The sequence below is a fragment of the Solirubrobacter ginsenosidimutans genome, from assembly GCF_027587205.1.
This window is the reverse complement of sequence record NZ_JAPDOD010000077.1, coordinates 1-19,471: the sequence shown is the minus strand read 5'-3', so window position 1 is coordinate 19,471 and position 19,471 is coordinate 1. Positions and strand designations below refer to the sequence as shown.

General features: G+C 71.7%; 17 protein-coding genes. 9 read left to right on the top strand and 8 right to left on the bottom strand.

Annotation, left to right across the window (positions count from 1 at the left end; translation table 11 throughout):
- The 6 genes from OM076_RS41430 to OM076_RS41405 are packed head-to-tail and all read left to right on the top strand — an operon-like array spanning position 1 to position 8,554.
- A complete protein-coding gene (locus OM076_RS41430; RefSeq protein WP_270046078.1) occupies positions 1-1,260 on the top strand; it encodes a hypothetical protein in 1,260 nt (419 codons plus the stop codon).
- 14 nt (positions 1,261-1,274) lie between these two features.
- Complete coding sequence (locus tag OM076_RS41425; protein ID WP_270046077.1) at positions 1,275-1,769, top strand: hypothetical protein; 495 nt, start codon at positions 1,275-1,277, stop codon at positions 1,767-1,769.
- 19 nt (positions 1,770-1,788) lie between these two features.
- Complete coding sequence (locus OM076_RS41420) at positions 1,789-2,721, top strand: hypothetical protein (RefSeq protein ID WP_270046076.1); 933 nt, start codon at positions 1,789-1,791, stop codon at positions 2,719-2,721.
- The gene (locus tag OM076_RS41415) at positions 2,721-2,927 is read left to right on the top strand and encodes a hypothetical protein (RefSeq protein ID WP_270046075.1); all 207 of its coding nucleotides are present in this window, start codon (positions 2,721-2,723) and stop codon (positions 2,925-2,927) included. The genes OM076_RS41420 and OM076_RS41415 overlap by 1 nt, the downstream gene beginning before the upstream one ends.
- Positions 2,928-2,936: 9 nt before the next feature.
- Complete coding sequence (locus OM076_RS41410; RefSeq protein ID WP_270046074.1) at positions 2,937-3,707, top strand: hypothetical protein; 771 nt, start codon at positions 2,937-2,939, stop codon at positions 3,705-3,707.
- Positions 3,704-8,554: a S8 family serine peptidase gene (locus tag OM076_RS41405; protein WP_270046073.1), complete on the top strand. Its 4,851-nt coding sequence runs from the start codon at positions 3,704-3,706 to the stop codon at positions 8,552-8,554. Before OM076_RS41410 ends, OM076_RS41405 begins: the two co-directional genes overlap by 4 nt.
- On the opposite strand, the gene OM076_RS41400 is transcribed toward OM076_RS41405, so the two are convergent.
- Entirely contained in the window at positions 8,548-11,208 is a 2,661-nt protein-coding gene (locus tag OM076_RS41400) for an ATP-binding protein (protein WP_270046072.1), read from the bottom strand. The genes OM076_RS41405 and OM076_RS41400 overlap by 7 nt on opposite strands.
- A 672-nt stretch (positions 11,209-11,880) precedes the next feature.
- Here OM076_RS41400 and OM076_RS41395 point away from each other — a divergent pair.
- Complete coding sequence (locus OM076_RS41395; protein WP_270046071.1) at positions 11,881-12,153, top strand: hypothetical protein; 273 nt, start codon at positions 11,881-11,883, stop codon at positions 12,151-12,153.
- A 51-nt stretch (positions 12,154-12,204) separates the two neighbouring features.
- Here OM076_RS41395 and OM076_RS41390 read toward each other — a convergent pair whose 3' ends face one another.
- From OM076_RS41390 to OM076_RS41375, 4 genes are all read right to left on the bottom strand, one after another.
- Positions 12,205-12,603 (bottom strand): ATP-binding protein, encoded by a 399-nt coding sequence (locus OM076_RS41390; protein WP_270046070.1) that lies wholly within the window; start codon positions 12,601-12,603, stop codon positions 12,205-12,207.
- A gap of 137 nt (positions 12,604-12,740) precedes the next feature.
- The gene (locus tag OM076_RS41385; RefSeq protein ID WP_270046069.1) at positions 12,741-13,169 is read right to left on the bottom strand and encodes a hypothetical protein; all 429 of its coding nucleotides are present in this window, start codon (positions 13,167-13,169) and stop codon (positions 12,741-12,743) included.
- A gap of 65 nt (positions 13,170-13,234) precedes the next feature.
- Positions 13,235-13,381 carry a hypothetical protein gene (locus tag OM076_RS41380; RefSeq protein WP_270046068.1) on the bottom strand — a complete coding sequence of 49 codons (147 nt, stop codon included), beginning with the start codon at positions 13,379-13,381 and terminating at the stop codon, positions 13,235-13,237.
- Positions 13,382-13,503: 122 nt separating this feature from the next.
- Positions 13,504-14,094 (bottom strand): dihydrofolate reductase family protein, encoded by a 591-nt coding sequence (locus tag OM076_RS41375; RefSeq protein WP_270046067.1) that lies wholly within the window; start codon positions 14,092-14,094, stop codon positions 13,504-13,506.
- 5 nt (positions 14,095-14,099) lie between these two features.
- On the opposite strand from OM076_RS41375, the gene OM076_RS41370 reads away from it, so the two are divergent.
- Both OM076_RS41370 and OM076_RS41365 read left to right on the top strand, forming a co-directional pair.
- Positions 14,100-15,194, top strand: a complete 1,095-nt coding sequence (locus OM076_RS41370; RefSeq protein WP_270046066.1) for a sigma-70 family RNA polymerase sigma factor — start codon at positions 14,100-14,102, stop codon at positions 15,192-15,194.
- A 176-nt stretch (positions 15,195-15,370) separates the two neighbouring features.
- A complete protein-coding gene (locus OM076_RS41365) occupies positions 15,371-15,895 on the top strand; it encodes a hypothetical protein (protein ID WP_270046065.1) in 525 nt (174 codons plus the stop codon).
- 315 nt (positions 15,896-16,210) lie between these two features.
- Here the strand turns inward: OM076_RS41365 and OM076_RS41360 are convergent, their stop codons facing one another.
- The 3 genes from OM076_RS41360 to OM076_RS41350 all read right to left on the bottom strand — a co-directional run bounded on the left by OM076_RS41360 (position 16,211) and on the right by OM076_RS41350 (position 19,157).
- A complete protein-coding gene (locus tag OM076_RS41360) occupies positions 16,211-16,348 on the bottom strand; it encodes a hypothetical protein (RefSeq protein ID WP_270046064.1) in 138 nt (45 codons plus the stop codon).
- Positions 16,349-16,828: 480 nt separating this feature from the next.
- On the bottom strand, positions 16,829-18,043 hold the full coding sequence (locus OM076_RS41355; RefSeq protein WP_270046063.1) for a fatty acid desaturase family protein: 1,215 nt from the start codon (positions 18,041-18,043) through the stop codon (positions 16,829-16,831).
- A gap of 19 nt (positions 18,044-18,062) precedes the next feature.
- Positions 18,063-19,157 carry a ferredoxin reductase gene (locus OM076_RS41350; protein ID WP_372518144.1) on the bottom strand — a complete coding sequence of 365 codons (1,095 nt, stop codon included), beginning with the start codon at positions 19,155-19,157 and terminating at the stop codon, positions 18,063-18,065.
- Positions 19,158-19,471 lie beyond the last annotated feature (314 nt).

Sequence of the window (19,471 nt, the reverse complement as noted above, 5' to 3'; positions counted from 1 at the left end):
ATGTCGATCCGCACCGACCATCTGATCGATGTGCTGCCCGAGGCCTACGGCGCGGCGGAGCGCGATTCGCTCGTCTACCGCCTGCTCGACGCCATCGGCGCCGAGCTGACGGTCGCCGACGACAAGCTTGCGCAGCTGCTGAAGTCGCACTGGGTCGACTACGCGTCCGGCGCGGCGCTGGACGGGCTGGGCGCGATCTACGGCGTGGCGCGCCGCCCGCTGCCGCATGGGTCGGTCGAGAGCGACGATGCGTTCCGGCGGCGGCTGAAATCCGTCGTGCCGCTCTTCACCGGCGGTGGGACGATCCGCGCGGTCCGCGGCGCGGTCCAGTCGGCCCTCGGCCTGCCGTTCGACCTCGGGACGCTGAACGTGTCGGACGCGCTGCGGGCCGACCTCGAGGAGCTCGTGCAGCTCGAGGAGTTCTCACCACTGCCAGAGCGGGTCGTCTACGACACGGTGACCGCGGTCGGCGGCGCCAGCGAGTTGATCGCCGAGACGCGGCTGCGCGGAGCGGCGGAGTCGGTGCCGCGGATCGAGTGGCGGTTCGGCACCGGCAGCGCGCGCGATCTGACCGTCGAGCGGCTCGACCTCGCGCAGGGCGTGCGCTGCGATCCCGGCATGGTGATCCTGCCCGGCAGCGTCCTCGTGCTCGCGACGACGGTCGACGGCCGCTTCACTGCCGTGCTCGACGGGCGCGACGTGAGCGGCAGCTTCACCGGCCTGGCGGGCGGCGCGCCCGCGCTGCCGCCGATCCCGCTCGACGCCAGCGAGTGGAGGTACCGCGCGCGCAGCGCCGAGTACGACGTGAGCACGTTCGACGCCGGCGAGACGTTCGACCTGCCGATCTTCGCGGTCGAGATGACGTGGACGCGCTACACCCCGATGTCGTTCGACGTCACCGTCCCGTGGTCGCTGGAGACCACGGTCAAGGCGCTCCTGAGCCGTTATACGTACACCGGAGACGTCTTCGTGTTCGCCGGGCTCGGACCCGAGGCGATCCCGCAGGTCGTCGCGGACACGCGCGCCGCCGGCGTGAAGGGCAACGTGCACTTCTCGGTGCTCGGCGTCGAGGACCACGCGATGCGTGACCGGCTGTCACTGCTCGGCGACCACCGCGCGACGGAGGACGCGGGAGCGCGCGACGCCTTCTCGGTCGGGAGCGTCAACAGCGCCGTCGAGAACCAGGAGTCCCGCGATCACTTCGCCTTCGCGGCGGAATTGGACATCGCCACGTTCGACGGCCCCTTCGGCTTCGTGTGAGAAAGGACATGGGCATGCGAGAGAACTTGGACATCCGCGGGGCCGTAACGATCGAGCTGACCGACGGCGCCGGAGCGCTGGTCGCGCGCCAGCACCGCTCGAACCAGATCGTGTTGACGGGCCGGCGGCTCGTGGCGCAGCTGTTCGGGGGGGTGACCGGCGCGCCGCCCGGGAAGGTGACCCACGTCGCGGTCGGCACCGACGGCACAGCGACCAGCGACGGCGACGCGGCGCTGCGGTCAGAGCGCGGCCCGCGCAACCCGATCACCACCGTCGCCTACACCGACTTCGACGACCGGCCGACACCCGGTGGACCGAGCGTGCGGCGCACGCGCGTGTCATTGACCGCGGTGTTCGACTTCGATCAGGTCAATGGCCCCGAGCCGTTGCGCGAGGCGGCGCTGTTCACGGCCGACAAGGCCGGTGTCATGTACAACCGCGTGATCCTCGACGCGGTCACGAAAACCAACGCGTTCAAGCTCACCGTCCTCTGGGACATCGTCTTCTGATCTCGAGAGGAGAATCCGGATGCCCTTCACCCCGCAGAGCCCGTTCCCCAAGTCACGCGCGGACACCGTGCGCTCCGGTGACTGGAACGACGCGATCACCGAGGTCCAGCGCCTCGATACGGCCAAGGTCAATCGCACCGGAGACGTCATAACGGGCGGCCTCGCCGTCGACGGCCCGGGCGCCAACTCTGGGGCCAGGGACCCTGGCCTGAGCTTCGGTTCCCCCAGCGGCGAGACGATCGCCTCCACGCGCACCGCCGGCGGGCCGAACCGTTTCGGGCTGGACCTGTTCACCAACAGCCTGCCGCGGCTGTCGATCGACAACGCCGGGCGCGTCGGCATCGGAACCCGCACCCCGCAGGCGGTGCTCGACATCCCGGGCGGCGACGTGCGCTGGGGCAGGAGCCGACTGTCCACCGACCAGGGCGGGAGCATCGAGCTCGGCGCCGACAACACGACCCCGGGGGCCGGCGGCACGCCCTTCATCGACTTCCACTTCGGCGCGGCGACGCAGGATTACAACGTCCGCGTCATCAACGACGCCGACCGTCAGCTGCGCATCGACACGGCCGGGGGCCGGCTCGTGGTCGGCGGCGCGCTGCGCGTCGAGGGCGCCCAGAACATCATCAACGTCTGGACGACGACGTTCACCTCACAGAACGCCGGCGTCAATGCCCCCCGGTCCAACCTGGTCAACTACGGCGCCGCGGGCTTCACCCAGGTCTACTGCGTCCTGCCCGTGATGCAGGCGTTCAGCATCTTCTCCACCGCCTACGCCACAAATGGCCACGTCGCCGACGTCGGCGCCATTCCGCAGGCCGCGTGGGTGAGGCTCGAGCCCGGCTGGAACACCCAGCAGGCGGTGATCACGACCTATTGCAGCGAATCGGCGCCGGCCAACGAAACGGACAATACGGTCGCCGTGACGGTCCTCGTCCTCGGGCGCACATGATGACCGGGCGAATCGCCACGCGCCTTGAGGAGCTCCGGAGCGAGCTGGCGCTCGGCGAGCGCCGGCTGCAGGAGCTGGACCGCGAGCGACTCGACGTCCAGCAGACGTTGCTGCGGATCGCCGGCGCCGTCCAGGTGCTCCAGGAGCTGCTGGACGAGGAATCCGCGGCGAGCAACGGCGCGGTGCCGTCGGTCGTCGCGGACTGAGGTCTCGCCGTGGCCGCCGATCTCCCCGAGACGATCACGAGCCTGCTCACCGAGGCGTTGCCGGGGCTGTTCGGCGGGACCAAGCCGGTGATCCGCGCGGCGTTCGCGAGTGATGCACTCGCGCTCAATCCCGCGACCTCGGAGGCGTCGGCTTCGGATCCGCGGCCCGCCGACCAGGTGGATGAGCTGGCGTTCGACGGCGAGGGGCCGTACCAGCTCACGCGCTCGCCGTACCCCGGGCCGCGCCGCGTGCGCTTGCGCACCGCGGGCGGCGCGATCTCGCTGTCCGACGCCGAGGTGCGCTGGGACATCGCGGACCCGCGCAGCTTCACGCTGAGCCCGCGCCCGTCGCGCGACCTCGACGCGGTGACGGCCGTGGAGGTGCGCTACGGGGTCACCGCGGTCTTCACGACACTCGGCGCGACACGCTCGCTCGCGCTCTCACTCCAGGCCGACGAGGCCGACGCCTGGCGGCTCGGCGAGGCCGTGGCGCTGCTGCTGGCGGCGATCGAGCTTAACCGCGACGCGCTGGCTGCCGCGGCGCCGCACTACCACGACGGGGAGTACGGCGCGCTCGCGCAATATCGCCGGCTGCGGATCGTCGGCGCGACCGCACCCACGCCGACGACGTGGCTCGTGACGCTCGAGGCGGACGCGCTGCTGCGCCTCGACCGCTCGTTGCGCGAGGACGAGGGCGCGCCGATCACCCACATCGCCTCTCCCGGACGCGCGCCGCGGCCCGGGCGGCCGGTGGACATCGCGATCGAGGTCGACGCGTGAGCGACCGGATCAAGGCGACCCTGATCCTCGATCCCGACCGGCGGGAGGCGCAGCTCGCCTACCTCGCCGACCGGGTCAAGACGATCCGTGCCGCGGGCGACCAGCTGTGGGCCGCGATCACCGAGGAGCAGGCCGCGCGCCTCGCCGACGAGGGCATCGCGGTGCAGCTGCATCCCGCCGCCGACTGGGTACTGCTCCCGGCCGGCGGCTTCGATCCCGTGGCGACGCCGCCGGTGCCGCCGCGCGACCTGCAGGCGCCGTCGCCGCCGGCGGTCACGGTCGTGCAGTTCGTCGCGCCGATCGCCGCCGGCTGGATCGCGGAGCTCGCCGCCTTCGGGTCGCTCGTGCAGACGCTTGGCCCGACGGTCGCGCTGTTCCGGCTTGCGGCATCGGTGCCGGATACGCCCTACGTCCGCTGGTCGGGCCCGTTTCATCCCGCGTACGCAATCGGCGCGACGCTCACCGACGGCGCCGACTGGCTGCTCCGGGTCGGCACCGCGCCGCCGATCGACGCCACTCGGCTGCCGGACGGTGACGCGGGCGACCTGCAGGTCCGGTTCTTCGACGACGTCTCGCTCGACCAGCCGCGGGCCGCGATCGAGGCGACGGGCGCCACGATCCGCGCCGAGACCGCGCGGGGGTTCGTGGTCAGCGCGGGCGCCGCACGTGTGGCACCGCTGGCGCGAGTCCCCGGCGTCTACGCGGTCGAGCTCTTCCTGCCGCTGGAGCCCGCGAACAACCACGGCAGCGTCATCCTCGGCGTCAATCAGGTGCGCGAGCGCGGCGTGCTCGGCGCGGCTGTCGATCTCGACGGGACGGGCGAGGTCGTCAGCGTCGTCGACACCGGCCTGGACACCGGCGTACCCGGCACGGTGCACGCCGACTTCACGGGCCGCGCGCTACTGATCGACAATCTCGACGCGCCCGGTACGGCGGCGACGGACGCCCACGGCCATGGCACGCACGTCACCGGCACGATCGCGGGGGACGGGACGGGCTCGGCGGGAAGCGTGCGGGGGATGGCGCCGCGCTGCTTCATCGTCTTGCACGGTCCGCTCAGCCCCAACTTCCAGCGCGGGTGGGAGGCCGCGCACGCGGCGGGCGCGCGCGTGCACAACAACTCCTGGGGGGCCGGCGGCAGGTTCGGCCCGACGAACAACCTCTACACCCCCGGCACGGCCGACGTCATCGACCGCTTCTGCTTCTTGCATCCGGACAGCCTGGTCCTGTTCGCGTCCGGCAACTACGAGACCGACACGGTGCCGGCCGCCGACGGGAGCCTCGACGCCGACCGGCTGAGCTTCCAGTCAGTGGCCAAGAACGTGCTCACGGTCGGCGCGTCGGAGAACGTCCGCTCCGACGAGGGCCAGGCCGATCCCTATCGCACCGCGCTTCCCGGGCGCTACGACCACGCGGCGTTCGACGCCGTGGCCGGCGCGGGTTCCTATTCGATGTCGGACGACGCCGGCCAGGTGGCGCTGTTCTCGAACCGCGGGGCGGTCACCTCGCCGGTCCCGCCGATCGGCGTCGGGCGCATGAAGCCCGACGTGGTCGCCCCCGGGACCAACGTCCTCTCGACGCGCTCGAGCCTGGCCGCGCTGAAGAACGACTGGCAGGACGCGACCACTGTGCCGAAGGCGCTCTACACCCTCATGCACGGCACGAGCATGGCGACGCCGCACGTCGCGGGCGCCGCCGTCCTCGTCCGCCAGTACTACCGCGCGCGCTTCGGCCAGCAGCGCCATCCGGTCCTGCTCGAAGCCGTGCCGCTCGCGGGCGCGGCGCTCGTGGACCTGCCGTCGGCGGCCCCGCACGTCGACGGCGTGGCGCTCGCGTGGGTGCCGCCGGGCGCCGCCGGCGCCGCGCGCGCCGTGCGCGGGGCGCGCCTGGCGCCCGACATGACGTGGATCGGCACGCCGGTGACGCTGCAGGCCGACGTCGGCGATCATCCCGCGCCTCGGCTCGCCCGCGCCGGCGAGCGGACGCTGCTCGTACACCGCGCCAAGGACGCGACGATCCGCCTGAGCGGATACGGCCGCACGCTCGCCCCCGACGCCGGGTTCGCCGCCGCGACGCTCGGCTCCGCGGCGCCCGCCGACGACGCGCTCGCGCCGGCGCTGCTCGTCGCGGGCGGCCAGGCGGCGGTCGCCTGGGCGGGCAGTGGCGGCACGCTGAATTTCCAGCGCTTCGACGCGACCAGCGGCGCCGCGGCGGACAACGCGGCGCTCGACCTGGGCCCGGTCGCCCAGTGCGGCCCGCACGGCTACCTGGCTCACGACGGGACGAGCTACGCCGTCGTGTGGACCAATACGACGCCGAAGCGCTGGCGGCTGCATGCCCAGCTCGTCGGGGCGGCCGGGCCGGCCGCCGACGCGCCGCTCAAGCTGCTCGAGAAGGCGCAGGAGTTGCGCGAGCCGCAGATCGCCTGGGACGCCCGCCACGGCCGCTACGTCGTCGTCTGGTGCGACGCGCGCGACCGCGCCGGGGGCGAGATCTACCTGATGTTCCTCGATCCCGCGGGCGCTGCGCAGGGCCCGGAGGTGCTGAGCGTGACGGTCGCCGACGCCGGCCACACGCGCCGCCCGCGGATCGCCGTTCACCCGGACGCCGGCTACACGCTGACCTTCGAGGACGACAGCCGCGGCGGGCACTACGACGCCTACCTGACGTTGCTCGATGAGGGCGGCGCTCCCGACGCGCGCGTACCGGCCGACCCGGCCGACCCGCTGCACCGCCGGCTCGTGCGCATCTCCGACACGCCGGGCGACACCGGGGGCTTCGCCGCCGCCACGCTCCCCGACCGCACGTTCGTCACCTGGCAAAGCGCGGAGGAGATCCGCTCGGATCGGCTCGGGGCCTACGCGACGACGCTGACGCCGGACGGAACCTTCGGCGCGCACGTCGATCCCGCGACGCCGCTGATGCGCGCCGGGCGTTACGTCAACCACCTGCTGCGCGAGCATCCGGACGAGACCGAGGGCGCCTGCTCGATCGTCTGGACCGGCGGCGCCGCGGCGTTCGCGCGCGCCGCCACCGGCGACTTCATGGTCGACCTGCAGCTCGTGATGACCGACGCCGACGGCTTGCCCGGCAGCGGGTTCGGCCCGGACGGTGCGCGGGCCCTGCGCGGGATGCTGGCGCTCGACAGCGTCGAGCTCGTGTGGACGGGCACGCAGATCGTCTGCGCCTCCGCGAGTCTGTTCGAGAACCCGCGCGTCCACGTACTGGACGCCGCGGGCGCCCCGGTGGCCGCGTTCGGCCCGGGAGGCGAGCGCGAGATCGTCGAGCCCGGGCTCGTGCATCCGGGCGTGGGGATCGCGCTGGCGTCGCTGAGCACGCCCGCGGTGCGCCACCTGATCGCCTACGGCGCCGGGCTCGGGGCCCCCGAGCACATCCGCTACACGGTCCTCGACGACGCGGGCGCGACGATCGTTGCCGTGCGCGACCTCGCCGCCGCGACCGGGACGGCGCGGCACGGGTGGTTCCACCGCCCGACGGGTGAGACGCACGCGCTCGCCGTCTGGCATCGCAAGGCGGGCGCGGTGACCGGCGCGTTCACGAACCGCTTCGCGCTCGACGGGACGCCGCAGCACGGCGCCGACCTCCCGCTCACCGGGCTCGCCGGCGACTCGATGAACCCCGTCGCCGCCACGCGGCCGACCGCGGTCGACAGCCCGCAGCGCGAGTACGGCGCGGTCTGGCAGTACCGCGCCGCGGCCGCCGATCCCTGGGAGCTGCGCTTCAGCCGGCTGGACCGCGACGGGCGGCCGATGGCCAACCCGCCGGCGCCCGCCCCGGCCACGCCGACCGCGGACGTGCGCGTCGTCTATCCGGGCATCGCGGGCTGGCCGGCCGGGCTCGACGCGATCGAGCCGCAGCTCGTCAGCACCTACCTGCACGAGCCGTGGGCCAACCGCGCCGCGTTCGCGGCGGCCGCGCTCCCGGAGTGGAGCCCCGGATACGGGCTCGCCTGGCTCAGCGAGCCGCGCGGCGGCGGCTCGCGGACGCTGTGCTTCACCGTCCTCGACGAGAACGGCGCACGCGCGCGACTGCCGCAGCCGCCGCCCACGCCGCCCGCCGACGCGCCGCTCGCGGCGGTCAGCGCGGCAGGCGCGGACGTCCGCGAGTTCAAGCTGATCTGGACCGGGCGCTGCTTCCGGCTCACCTGGACCGAGATCGTCGCCGGCCGGCTGCGACATATGCAGACGGCGCTCACCCGCCACGGCACGCGCGCGGTGTACGACGAGCCCAGCGCTGCGCTGCTGCGCGCGACGCTGATCAACGGCGCGACCAACCTGCAGCGCTCGTCGCTGCCGAACCTCGCGCAGGGCGGGCCGGCGGCCGGCCATGGCTGGGGCCGCGTGAACGTCCGCCAGTCGATCGCCCCGGCGCCGCCGGTGACGTTCTTCGTGCGCGACGACTGCGCGCTCGGCGCCGGCCGGCGCGCGACGTACCGCTTCACGCTCCCCCCGGACACGGCGCTCCTGCGCGCGACGCTGACGTGGGTCGATCCGCCTGCGCCCGGCCTCGTCAACCGCCTGCACCTGCTGGTGCGCGTGCCCGGCTCCGTCCTGGTGCTGCAGGGCAACACGTGGCAGGCGGCGCCAAACGACCGGCTCAGTCAGCTCGTCGCGGTGGGCACGCCATTCCAGACGACGCATCCGATCGAGCAGGTGGTGATGGAGAACCCGGCGCCAGGGTCATACGTCGTCGAGGTGATCGCCGAGGTGCTACCGGCCAGCGGGCTCAACCAGTTCAACGCGCACCCGTTCGCCCTGGTGGTGACCGGAAGCGGGCCCGAGGTCCGGTTCGGCGCGCAGCCGGGGTCGCCGCTGCCGTTCTATTGAGCCATCCGGCGGCAGTGCTGCTCGAGCGCCGCGCGTCCCTGCACGTCGAGCTTGCGGTAGAGCTGGCGCAGATGCCACTGGACCGCCTTCTCGGTCACGAACAGCGACTCGGCGATGCGACGGTTCGTCAGCCCCTGGCCAACCAGCACGGCCACCCGCTGCTCGCCGGGCGTCAGCGAGCCGCTACCGCTGGCGTCGCGCCGGCGCGGGCGTGCGCCCGCCGCCGCCAGCTCCTCGCGCGCCGCGCGCTGCAGGCGCGTCGCACCGAAGCGCTCGCACGTGGCGAGCGCTTCACGCAGCAGCTCGCGCGCCTCGCGGCGGCGGCCGAGGCGGCGCAGCTCGGCGCCGAGGGCGATCTCTGAGCGCACGCGCTCGAGCGCCGCGGGCGACGCCTCGAGCACCCGCACCGACTCCTGCAGACGCGCGATCCGCTCCGCCGGTGATGCCGCGAGCGCGGCCGCGCCCAGGGCGACGCCGAGCGACCTCGCGGCGCCGAAGCGGCCGGCGAGACGGACTTCCTCACCCGCCAGTGCCCGCGCGGCCGGCAGGTCGCCGAGCTGGTAGGCGGCGAGCGCCGCCGCCGAGCGCCACGGCAGGATCGCGGGATTCTCCGTCACCGGGCTCAGGGCTCGGCCCGCGGCGCGCAGCGCCTCGTACGCGCGTGCCGGCTCGTCGGTGGCGAGCTGCAGCCGCGCCCGGGCGAGCACGCGCAACCCGCGCACGTGCGGCGGACCCGCGTCGGGACCGTTGAGCACGCGCGCCGCGGACTCCAGTTCGTCGCGCTCGATCAGGCAGAGCGCGAGCCACGCCCCCGCCTCGGTGGCGGTGGGGCTGGGCGCCGTGCCCGCCGCCTCGAGCGCGGCCGTGGCGTCGGCGGCGGCGTCCTCGAGGCGACCCTGCCAGTAGCGGGCACCGGCACGCACGCCGCGCGCGGCCCCGCCGGCGCGCTCGGCGGTCTCGAGGTCGTCGCTCCAGACGAGACAGTTCATCGCCGGCCAGGAATACGAGCTGGGAAGCGCGTCGCCGGGTGGGTGCGTCGCGAGCATGCGCTCGAGCTGCGAGCGGTGGCCGCCGGCACGTACCGCCCGGCGGGCCTCGGCGGCGCGAGCGGGATCGAGCAGGGCCGCCGACAGGTAGGCGGAGAACAGCTCGCCGGCGAGCAGCGAACCGGGGGCGGCATCGTCGACGCCGCATTCGAGCACCGCAGCCGCCTCGGCGGCCCACCCGCGCTCGAGCAGCGTGACGCCGAGCCGCAGCCGGGCGGCCGCGCGCGCCTCGGCGTCCTCGAGCAGGGCGACCGCCTGCCTGAGCCGCGCGGTCGACCGCTCCGGCTCGACCGGCGCCTCGGCCTCGCCGAGTGCCAGCAGCACCCGCGGGCGCGCCGCCGGCGTCGGCGGCTCCTCGAGTGCGCGCCGCAGCAGCCGCCGCGACATCTCGGCGTCGCGGGTGCCGGCCGCGGCGCCCATCAGCTGCTCCACCACCCACGGATCGCCGCACGGCGTGCCGGCGAGCAGGTGGCGGGCGATCTCGGCGGGCGGCGCGCCGTCGCGCGCCTTCAGGTGCGCGGCGTCGCGGTGCAGAGCGGCACGCCGCGCGGGCGACAGGTCCGCGTGGACCGCGTCCCGGATCACGGCCTGGGTAAAGGTGACGCCGTCGCTGCGCTCGAGGACCTGCGCGTGTTCGAGCGCCTCGAGCGCGACCGCAGCATCCGCGAGCGTCAGGCCCGCGAGCTCCGCGGCCAGCGGCAGCGGGGTCGGCTCGGCGAGCAGGGCGCATGCGCCGGCAAGTGCCGAGCACGCGCGGGGGAGGCGGTCGATGCGCCCCAGCAGCGCGTCGCGGAGGAGCACCGGCGCGGCCTCGGCGAGTGTTGCCGTCGGACCGGAGCGCGCCCGCATCAGCTCGCTCAGCAGCGCCGGGTTGCCGCCCGTCACGGTTGCCAGCGCGTCCACGGTCTCGTCCCCGGTGGCCGGGAAGCGGCTGCGGACAAACGTTTCGATCGCCGCGCAGCTGAGCGGCGCGAGCGGCAGCCGCCGCGCCTGGGCCCGGAGCCGTTCGAGCAGCTCGTCACGGCCCCCGCGGCGACGCGGCGGCGCGGTGAGGATGAGCGCGGCGGGAACCTCGTCGAGCCGGCCGGCGAGGTAGGCGAGCACGTGGAGCGAGCGCGAATCCGTCCACTCCGCGTCGTCGATCGCGATCAGCAGCGGCTGGCGGGCGGCGAAGCGGCGGACGATCCAGTACAGCCCGTGTTCGCGTGCGAACACCGCCTCGTCGCCTCCTGCCCCGCCGAAGAGGGCTCCGGCCGGCGCGGCCGGGCCGCCGAACAGCCACGTGCGCGACCCGTCGGTCGCCGCGAGCACGGCCGGCTCGAGCAGCTGCAGAATCACGCCGTAGGGGAAGTTCGCCTCGATCTCGCTCCCGCGCCCCGCCAGGACGCGCAGGCCGGCCGCCGCCGCCTGCCCGCGCGCGGCATCGAGCAGCGCCGTGCGCCCGAGGCCCGGCGCGCCCTCGACCACGAGCGCCGAGCCGTGCCCGGAGGCGGCGCGCTCAATCGCCTCGCCGATCGCCGTCAGCGCGCCGACGCGCTCCAGCAGCGGTAGCTCGACATCGTCAGGGCGCGCAGAAACGCGCGCAGGGCTGATCGCGACCTGTGCCACGGACCTTCTTCCCGCTAGTCGGCGATGCGCCGGTTCTACCCGCGGCGGTTACGGGTGTCAAGGCGGCCGAGTCAGGACGCGTCCGCGTCGAAACCGGCTTGCACGATCCACCGTCGCCGCAGCAGTGCGCCGGACCGCGCGACCCCGGCCCCTGCAGCAGCGACGCATCTCAACCGCGCGTCGCTGCATCGGCAGGCGGTAGGTCCGCTTCATGACGTTTAACCAGTAGCCGCGCGCGGAGCAAATTCAACGTTGCTTCACGACCGTCGCGAGGAGCCTTGGGGCCAGACCGTCGCCCGGCTGCATCGCCGGAAGGTTGATCGTCGGGATCTCGTTCACACCCGCGCTGCGCGTTTGAGGTCATTGCCATCACCGAAGTCTCCCGCGGGTCAACCGTCATCGCGCTCGGTGCCGCCGGTCGTCCCCTAACTGCGGCTCCGAGGGCGGCCCACACATGACCCTTACCGACGGGCCATACGCCGCGGGAGCCGGCTACGCCGAGGCGGGATGGAACGCGTCCTTCGACAAACTCGCGGCGCTCGTCGCGTCCCACTAATCGACGCCGGCTGGGAGCGCATCTGGCGTCGCTCCGCTCGGCGCGCTGAGCTCGATCTATGTCCGGACGGGTAGTCGAGGCGTGTGACTCGCGATCCTCGCTCGGATTGGCTTGAAATGGTGCGGCGCGCGGCGACGACGTTCGGCGGCGTCTGGGTTGGGCTGTGGGCGGCGCGGATCGTCGGCTGGATCGCGAACGTGGATGGCGCTGTCTTGGTCGTCGTTGCAGTGGCGTTCGGGTTCATCGGTGGACTCCTCGGATGGGCCGAAGCGAGGAAGCGTCGGCCGATGGCGTCACAGGAGCGGCGCGATGCGGTTCTTGGGTGGGGCATCGTCGGTTTGCTCGTGGGCGTGCTGGCGATAATCGCGCTGGCCGGCACCTGGGATTGAGGTCGTCCGGCGCCCGGGTGACCGCGTACCCGCTGCCCCGCTGGTGGGCCGTTACGTGACCGCGATCCCGCGGGGGAACGTCATGCTGATCTCGGTGCCGCCGGTGGTCGCGACGCCGATTGACATCGTGGTGGCCATCGCGGCGATCGTCGGGATGCCGAGACCGAGGCCGGGGCTGTCTGTGCGTGGCGCGAAGCCGGTGCCGTCGTCGCTCACGCGGATCACGAGTTCGTTGTCGCTGGCCTGTGCGCAGACGACGATGGTGCCGGGCTTGCGACCGTCGCGGAAGGCGTGGACGACGGCGTTGGTCGTTGCCTCCGATACGCAGGTTCGGAGGTCGTCGAGCGTCCGGGCCTGAAATCCAAGTGTGCGGGCGAACTCAGAGACTGCGTGTGGCAGCGTGGGCACGCTGGACAGTTCTGCTTTGGCCTGCCACTGCTGCGCGTCCACGACGTGACGAAGGCTACGCGCATTGCGCCGCGGCGAAGCCGCATGAGCATCGGTGTGCCACAAAGCAGACTGGACGTCCAGATGACGGTGAAGCGCCGGGTAGGCTGCTGCGGTGCGAGGCTCCCGGGTCGAGCGCGTCAGTGATCCGCGTCGAGTGCGCGCGGTGCGCACAACTCTTGGGCGAAGTCCTGCATCAGCCTGTGCAGGGCCGCAATGTCCCACCCGCGAGGGTTCGCCGGGATGCGATCCGGGCGACCGCGTCGCGTCACCTCGATCCCGGCCTCGAGGAGGCTGGTCTCGATCGACATCGGGCGACCCCGGAAATCCGCGCCGCTGAGCGGAGCGACGCCGTCCTCGGACTCGGTCTCGACCTTGATGCTGCGGAGCGCCGTGGAGACGCATGTCGGCGTGTCGACGATGGGCGCACCGCCGGGGAGCCCGTTGAGCGGTCCGTCGAGCACGATCATGGCATCGACGCTCTCGGCCGAGCTATTCATCGCGCTGACGCTGAGACGCCCGATGCTCGTTCCGCCGATGTCATCCTCGGCGATGAAAGGCCCGCCCATCGCCCCGGCGACGAAGTTGCTTCCCGCCGCTGAGCGCAGGGAGGCGACCCAGTCGCGTCTTCCGCCTAGCCGAGACGGTAGAGATCCGCGCTTGCGACGCCGCCACCGCCCCGGGAATCGAGGCGAAGTTCGATGAACGCGGCCTCGTTGCGGCCTTCAAAGCGGCCATCCCAGATGCTGACCGCCTCCGGCGCCTCGACTGGTTGGGACATCGTCGCTCCCTTGTCCGCGTGAGTCTCGATCGTTCAGTATTAGTAGAGGTGCTTGGGGAAACATGCGCAAACAGCGGCGGGCTGCGGGGGTCACCGACCACACAGCATGGGGCGTTCCCTGATTACCTTGATGCCTCCCGGACGAACTCGTAGTTGAGGAAGACAAGGCCGTCGCCAATGGCCCTGGTACCTGCGAGGCGCATCGGCTTCTTATTGCTGGTCTCGCCGAATAGGCGCTCACCGGCGCCGAGCACGACCGGAAAGACGACCAGTCGCAGCTCGTCGATGAGGTCGTGCTCGAGGAGCGTGCGCGCGAGCTGGTAGCTGGCAGGGACGACGATCTCTCCGTCGAGCTTCGCCTTCAGCTCGGTGACCTCGTCGACCACGTCGCCCTTCAGCACCGTCGAGTTGTTCCAGTCGGGAGCTTCGAGGCTCGAAGACACGACGTACTTCGGCATGGTGTTCAGCCGGTCCGCGAGCTCGCCACTCCGGGGTCGCCACCGCTCCCCGAAGAACTCGTAGCTTCGCCGGCCCAGCAGCCACGCCTCGGCACCTCGCGCGTCCGCGAGCGCGACCTCGTTCCACGCTTCGAGGTCCGTGCCCCCAAACTGGGCGAACCAGCCGCCGAGCGCGAAGCCCTCCGCGCCGTCCGGGTCCTGAACGACGCCATCGAGCGACACGTTCTGCGGGCCACTCATCACGATTTTTCCCATGCTGTTTGAGACCCCAACGCTGCGGAGAACGGAACGGCCGATCGTTCGTTCCGTTTCGCCGTCAGGTGGTGTCCTTAGGGGAAATGATGCGAGATGAGCAGACCCACGTCGTACTCACGCGCGCCCGCGCGGGCGACGAGGGCGCATTCACGGCCCTGATCGACCCGTACCGGAACGAGCTTCGGCTTCATTGCTACCGCATCCTCGGCTCGCTGCAGGATGCAGAGGACCAACTGCAGGAGACGCTGCTGGCGGCGTGGCGCGCCTTGGAGAACTTCGAGGGTCGCGCCTCGCTCCGCGCCTGGCTGTACCGGATCGCCACCAATCGCTGCCTGAACGCGCTTCGCGACCGCGAACGGCGTCCACAGGAGGTGCCGTCGATGCGCGGACTGCCCGAGCCGACCCGCATGGCCGACCCGCTCTGGCTCGAGCCATACCCCGACGTCCTGCTCGAAGGACTCGCAGACACTGCCCCCGGGCCAGAGGCACGCTACGACACCAGAGAGTCCGTCGGACTGGCATTCGTGGCCGCCCTGCAACAACTGCCCCCACGCCAGCGCGCGGCACTCGTGCTCCACGACGCGCTCGGCTTTCGCACCGCCGAGGCAGCCGAGATGCTCGACGCCAGCGAAGCCTCCGTCAAAGGAGCCCTGCAGCGGGCGCGCGCGACAGTCGATCAGCGCCTCCCCGCTCGTGGCCGCGAGCGCGCACCGCTGCCGGGTTCTGCACGCGAGCGCGAACTCGCCGGCCAGTTCGCCACCGCGCTCGAGCGCGGCGACACCGACGGCATCGTCTCGCTACTCACCGACGACGCCTGGCTCACCATGCCGCCCCAACCGTACGAGTACCAAGGTGCGCAAGCGATCGCTGCGTTCCTGCACGACCGCGAAGCCCGACGCGGGCCGATGCGACTCGTGCCCACCCGCGCCAACGGCCAACCCGCGTACGGTTTCTACCTCCCCGACCCGCAAGCGCCGATAGCGCGCGCCTTCGGGCTGATGGTGCTGACGCTCACCGCGGACCGCATCTCGGCCATCACATGGTTTGGCGAGCGCAGCCTCCTGGCCCACTTCGGACTCCCGCGAACGCTCCCCGACTAGCCGCCTCCCGAGGCGGGCGGACCGAATCGGTCAGGTCACCCGGCTCATAGCTCCTGGTTGGGTACGCCGTCACGCCAATTGGCGAGCGTTCCAACCATGACATGAATTCAGTTCTTCCCAAAGTTAGCCACGAACCTTGCTAACTTGGCTAACAAGCCACGACCCTGGAGAACTTTATGACCGCGCCGCCTCAGCCCACCGCCAAGCCTGCCGCGCAGGCCGCCAAGCCCGCTGCACAGCCCGCCGAGCCCGCTGCGCAGGCGACCAAGGCCGCCGAGCCCGCTGCCCGGGCCACCAAGACCACCAAGCCCGCTGCCCGGGCCACCAAGCCCGCTGCCCGGGCCACCAAGCCCGCTGCCCGGGCCACCAAGACCGCCAAGCCCGCCACCAAGACCGCCAAGCCCGCTGCCCAGGCCACCAAGCCCCAACGCACGGCCCAGCCCAAGGGCAACGCCAGGGTCCAGTCCAAGGCCAACCAGCCCGAGGCCCAGCCCGGGAAGGTTGACGAGGTCGCCAGGCAGACCGTCGGTGCGTACCTCGACTCCTACGAGAAAGCGTGGCTCTCGATCACGGACGCTTACGAGAGCGCCGCCCGCGCGATGAAGGTCGACTGGATCGTCACCGTCGCGTCGGCGCAGGCCAGCCTCGTGCGCCAGGTCGCCCAGGTGCAGACCTCCGCCGCCCGCGAACTCGCCTCCTGACAACCGTCGGCCCCTCCCGGTGGCGAAAAGGGTCCAACTGGGGCCGCTTTCACGACGTGATCGGCGCGCGCCGGTCGACCGTCTCGTCAACCGTGGCGCGGCTTGCCGACGAAGGGCGGGTGAGGTGCACGCATGATGTCGCGTGGCTCTTGCGCGGGTTCGGGCCGCCGCTGATCGCTTCTGTCGAGTGGCCTTGGAGCGTGATAGCGCCGGGCTCGGCGTTGCCGCCGCCGCCTGACGAATTTGAACCTGAGTCAACGCCGCGTCCCCGATGCGATACGAGTTGATCCCGAACGACCGGTCAGTCGGGTGGCGTCACACTTCGATCCAGCGCTTCGCCGCGTTCGACGCGGCGAGCGTCGAGCTGCGCCGGGTGTCGAGAAGCGCGGCCGGGGCGTTGTCGGCGGCAACTATCGGAACCATCCGGAGCACCGAAAGCTGCGGGCTGACCATGCTGCAACGTGCGCGCGAGCCCGGGATCGACTCGCCCGCCTGACCGCTGGGTCACCTGGTGCCCGCCGCATCCCGCCAAGCGAGACACATCGTCAACCCGACAAGCCAGCGCGCGTGCGCGATGGGTCGACACTACGCGCGACCCGCCGCTCGGACAAACTACCCGTTGACACTCGTGACGAGATCTCGCCCCGCCCCTGCTGCGCCGTCGGTCAGGCCGCTCGCCAGTGATCGGGCGTCCATGCGAGTGGCAGTGTCGGGATTCCTGCATTCAAACAGCACCATGGCGGCGCGATCCGGGAGCGGCCAGCCCCCGTGAGCGCGCGATGGACCGCTCTTCCGGTGTTTGTCAGGGTTCCATACCGCAAGAGCAAGCGTTTTGCACGACCGCTGCGAGAGGCTCAGCTCGCGCAGCGAACGGCCCCGGGGAGGTAACGCTCGCGATCTCGCCGCCCCCGTCGGCGCTCAACGCTGGCCACGCTACACCAGGGGTCGACTTCGGGGCTCGGGTCGCTGGCCGCGCGTCGGCCACGGCCGGACCGGAAGGCGAAGTGGCGATGTCATCGAGGCGCTGGCATCGCCATGCCCGCGGCGGTAGGGGCCGGGTTTCGGTCGCGGCTTGCCGCCGGGGAATGCGAGCCGCAGGATCGTGCGTTGGACCATGCCGAGTTGCTTGAGAAACGGGCCGGTGTTGTAGGGCAGCCGGTAGCGCTCGCAGATCTCTTTCACGCGCGGGGCGATTTCGGAGTAGCGGGTGCTGGGCATGTCGGGGTAGAGGTGGTGCTCGACCTGGTAGCCGAGGTTGCCGCTCATGACGTGAAAGAGCGGGCTGCCTTCGATGTTGGCGGCGCCGAGGAGCTGGCGGACGTAGAAGCGGCCGCGGTTCTCGTCGGCGACCTCGGCTTCGCTGAAGGTGTAGGTCTGGTCGGGGAAGTGGCCGCAGAAGATGATCGAATGCGCCCACACGTTGCGCAGGATGTTCGCGGTCACATTGGCGGCGAGGGTGCTCTTGAATCCCTTCGGCCCGGCAAGGGCGGGGTAGGCGAGGTAGTCCTTGGCGATTTGGCGTGAGGCTTTGCGTGCCATGCCGAGGAGTTCGGTTTTGAGCTCGTCGGTGGACTTCTCGCCTTTGCGGATCGCCTCGAGGTCGAGGTCGTGGAAGGCGACGCCCCATTCGAAGAACGCCATCAGGGCGAGGTTGTAGGCCGGCTGGAACAGGTACACGGGGTTCCACGCCTGGTGCGGGTCGATCCGCATGATCTTGTAGCCGAGGTCCTTGTCCTTGCCGCGGATGTTGGTGTAGGTGTGGTGGATGTAGTTGTGGGAGTGTTTCCATGCCTCCGGCGTCGAGGCGGAGTCCCAGTCCCAGCTGGAGGAATGGATTGACGGGTCGTGCATCCAGTCCCACTGGCCGTGCATGACGTTGTGGCCGATCTCCATGTTCTCGAGGATCTTGGCCACGGAGAGCGTGGCTGTCCCCGCGATCCAGGCGGGCTTGTAGCGCGCGCCGAAGAGCAGCACGCGACCCAGCACCGCAAGGCCACGGTGGATCGCGATCATGCGCGTGATGTAGTGCCGGTCGCGTGCGCCGAGCTCGGCGAAGACCTGCGCGTGGATGGCGTCGAACTCGCGAGCGAGCTCGTCGATCTCGGTGTCGGTCAGGTGCGCCAGCGGGCTGTCGATCATCGCGGCCATCGGTTCCTCGTCTCGGGGTTCAAAGCGCGATCTCCACCGGCCCTTCGGGGGCGTTGATGCAGGTGCGGACGATCTCGCCCGGCTGGCCGGAGACCTTGCCGGTGCGGAGGTCGCGCACCCGGCCCGAGGCCAGGCAGCCGACGCACGTGCGGCAGATGCCCATGCGGCAGCCGTAGGCGAGTTCGAGCCCCGCCCGCTCGCCGGCGACGAGGATCGGGACGGCGCCGTTCGACGACGTTCGCGCGCGGCTCCTGGAGAACATGATCGTCCCGCCCGCACCGGCGGCGTGGCCGTCGATCACGGGTTGAAAACGCTCCATCCGCAGCTTCGCGCGCACGCCGGCGCGCTTCCAGTGCTCGCTCAGGGCGTCGAGCATCGCGCCTGGCCCGCTCGCGAACGTGTCGCGTTCTCGCCAGTCGGGGCAGACGGTCTCGAGGTCGGTGGGGGAGAAGCGGCCGGCCGCGGCGGTCAGTTGCAGGTGTGGGCGATAGCCGGCGCGGCGGTCGGCCAGGGCGCGGAGTTGAGCACCGAACACGATGTCGTCGACCGTCCGTGCGGAATGGACGTGCATCACGTCGTTCAGGCTGTCGCGGCGGTCGAGGTCGCGGAGCATGCCCATGATCGGTGTGATGCCGCTGCCCGCGCTGACGAACAGCAGCGATCTCGGCGGTGGATCGGGAAGCGTGAAGTCACCCTCCACGCCGCCGAGGCGCACGATCGTTCCGGGCCGCGCGGTGCGGACCAGGTACGGCGACACCTTGCCGGTGGCCAGCAGCTTTGGGGTGATGGAGATGAACCCGTCCGGACGTCCGGGATCGGAGGTCAGGGAGTAGGCGCGCCAGTGATGCACGCCGTCTACAACGACGCCGACGCGCAGGTACTGGCCCGGCTTGTGTCCTTCCCAGACCCACCCGGGCCGGATCACCACGGTGACGCTGTCGGCCGTCTCGCGCTCGATCGACTCGATCCGGCCGCGAAGCTCACGGCTGGACCACAGCGGATTGATCAGCTCGAGATAGTCATCGGGCAGCAGCGGCGTGAACAGCACGCCTGCGGCACGCAGCAGACGCCGCCGAGCCGGGGGGACATTCGGCCGTGCGCCGCGCTCAGCCACGTGCGTGCCTGAGTCGGTAAAGCGTCACGAACTTCCTCCGATCGCGCGGGAATGTGCGAATAGAGGAAGTCAGGCGCTGCTGCCGGCGCTCCGATCAAACGACGACCTCGGCACGCGTGCCCTCCCACCGGAACTCTACTCCCCTTGATGCCGGCGCCGGGTGCTCTCGATCGACAAGTCCGCGCTGCTCAGGCTCGCGCCGGGGCGTTCGGTCAGGTCGCAGTCCTGCAGTGCGGCCTTCTCATGCTGCTCCTTGCCCGCGGGCCGCGCTGAGGTGTGTGCGGTGGTAGCGGTCGTGGATCACGACGCGTGAG

What these genes read in the sequence shown, in the direction of transcription:
- OM076_RS41385 (WP_270046069.1), bottom strand. Translation starts at nt 13,169, where the DNA reads ATGGGCGGGCCTTTCATCGCCGAGGATGACATCGGCGGAACGAGCATC.
- OM076_RS41365 (WP_270046065.1), top strand. Translation starts at nt 15,371, where the DNA reads ATGACCGCGCCGCCTCAGCCCACCGCCAAGCCTGCCGCGCAGGCCGCC.
- OM076_RS41395 (WP_270046071.1), top strand. Translation starts at nt 11,881, where the DNA reads ATGGTGCGGCGCGCGGCGACGACGTTCGGCGGCGTCTGGGTTGGGCTG.
- OM076_RS41375 (WP_270046067.1), bottom strand. Translation starts at nt 14,094, where the DNA reads ATGGGAAAAATCGTGATGAGTGGCCCGCAGAACGTGTCGCTCGATGGC.
- OM076_RS41380 (WP_270046068.1), bottom strand. Translation starts at nt 13,381, where the DNA reads ATGTCCCAACCAGTCGAGGCGCCGGAGGCGGTCAGCATCTGGGATGGC.
- OM076_RS41420 (WP_270046076.1), top strand. Translation starts at nt 1,789, where the DNA reads ATGCCCTTCACCCCGCAGAGCCCGTTCCCCAAGTCACGCGCGGACACC.
- OM076_RS41430 (WP_270046078.1), top strand. Translation starts at nt 1, where the DNA reads ATGTCGATCCGCACCGACCATCTGATCGATGTGCTGCCCGAGGCCTAC.
- OM076_RS41360 (WP_270046064.1), bottom strand. Translation starts at nt 16,348, where the DNA reads ATGGTCAGCCCGCAGCTTTCGGTGCTCCGGATGGTTCCGATAGTTGCC.
- OM076_RS41415 (WP_270046075.1), top strand. Translation starts at nt 2,721, where the DNA reads ATGACCGGGCGAATCGCCACGCGCCTTGAGGAGCTCCGGAGCGAGCTG.
- OM076_RS41355 (WP_270046063.1), bottom strand. Translation starts at nt 18,043, where the DNA reads ATGGCCGCGATGATCGACAGCCCGCTGGCGCACCTGACCGACACCGAG.
- OM076_RS41425 (WP_270046077.1), top strand. Translation starts at nt 1,275, where the DNA reads ATGCGAGAGAACTTGGACATCCGCGGGGCCGTAACGATCGAGCTGACC.